The following is a 1,602-nucleotide window of genomic DNA, read 5'->3' on the forward strand; positions in this document are numbered from 1 at the left end:
TACGGTAAAGTTCAATTTGGTGGGGCATTGTTTGGGTTTTCTTTGCCCTTTTATCCATTGGGCATAGGTATCCCCCGAAAAAAGATTTTTTGATCGTTTTTCTCTTCAGGCTGCCTTCTCTCTGGGTGCAGGCTCCTCCCGGTTTCTTTTCTTTGCGATTTTTACCGCATTGGCCGCCATGGTTGCAAAAAGCACCATCAGCATCTCCCGCTTTTCTCCCCGGACCTTTATTTTTCTCAGTCCGTAATGGTCTTTGTGTGTCCCGAATATTCCTTCCATGACCGTTGACCTCTGCTTTGATATTTCACTGCTGAGTATCTTTTCAGCTTTGGAGTGGTTTTTTGGACCCTTTTTGGGGAAGCAGCTGAATATGCTGTTTCCGGTACAGTATCTTCTGTTTTCGTTGGTGGCATATATCCTGTCTGCGCCAAGCTGTGATGTCCCTTTAAAAACTGTTTTGTGTTTCACCACAGAGATTTTCAGCCTTTTACATTCATTGAAGTTTCTGAAGCTCATCTTGTCTATAAAGGAGAGCCCGTCCACCTGCAGCATGTGTACTTTCATCCCGAACTCTACAGGTTTGTTTTCCTTTCCCCTTACTATAGGCCTGACATAGGGTTTGTGAAGGGAAACGATCCTGTCTTTCAGCTCAGATGGCTGGTGGGTCAACAGGAAAGTCTGCTGTACCAGAATTTTCTTGATGGTCCTCAGACAGGCAAAATCTTCCGGCCTCATACATTCGCCCCGGAACATATCCATTATTTGCTGAAGCTGTCCGATTCCTTTTTCCAGCAGGTAGACCAGCGATTCCCTTCTGCGGAGCGTCTCTTTATGTGTGTTCCTCCTTTTCCTGAAATAGGCAAGCTGCTTAATCTTCTGTTCCCGGTATTTGGAACGAGGCCGTTTGGTTTTCAGGATTTTGCATAACCTGAAAAGCTGCTTTTCAAACACCCATTCACAGCACTCCCATAAAAGTTTTACATCGGTGGGAAAGCGGATATAGCTCTCGTAACAGGTGGCGTCCATGAGAAGGACATGGGAATTGTTCACATCCCTTTTCCAGTGGTCGAGTAGCACTGATTGAACCTGTTCCCATTCACAGTTTTCTTCAATATAGGCCCTTATCCCTGTCATAAGGGTATAATCCCTGATCTGTTTATCTTCGGCCAGAAGTTTGCCACAGAACATCTGCAGACTGTAATCTGTGTTGAACCTTTCGATCAGCTGTCTGTCGCTGACATTGAGGTAGGCCTTGAGGAACATCATGGCAAACATTCCCTTGGCGTCAAACCACCTGGGAGCTCCGGGACCTTTATTCTCCGCAGGAAGGCAGCAGGCGAGCTCCTCCCAGGGAATGGAGTCTTTTATCTGGCCGAACAATGAATTCTTAAAAAAATGATATTTTGGAGAATATCCGTCGAAGTCTTTGAAAATCTGGAGTTGGGCTGTATCTTCCATAGTATTTTGTTTAGCGACATTAAAATACAAAAAAGAAAACCCCGGAAAAAGCCTAAAAGCGACTATTTTCGGGGTTTTTGAATTAAATTTTATTTACTTAATTCATTGAATATCAGCTATATTAGAATTTAGAAAGAAGCCCTA

1 protein-coding gene is annotated in these 1,602 nt (G+C 44.1%); it reads right to left on the reverse strand.

Annotation, left to right across the window (positions count from 1 at the left end):
• Window positions 1–105 precede the first annotated feature (105 nt).
• Window positions 106–1,458: a transposase gene (locus DB520_RS26205; RefSeq protein ID WP_114752795.1), complete on the reverse strand. Its 1,353-nt coding sequence runs from the start codon at window positions 1,456–1,458 to the stop codon at window positions 106–108.
• Window positions 1,459–1,602: the final 144 nt, after the last annotated feature.

Origin of the sequence: Pleomorphovibrio marinus, from assembly GCF_003347495.1 — a bacterium.
In the GTDB taxonomy this organism is placed as follows: Bacteria; Bacteroidota; Bacteroidia; order Cytophagales; family Cyclobacteriaceae; genus Pleomorphovibrio; species Pleomorphovibrio marinus.

Excerpts from the sequence above, each read along its gene's own strand:
- DB520_RS26205 (WP_114752795.1), bottom strand. The coding sequence starts at position 1,458 with ATGGAAGATACAGCCCAACTCCAGATTTTCAAAGACTTCGACGGATAT.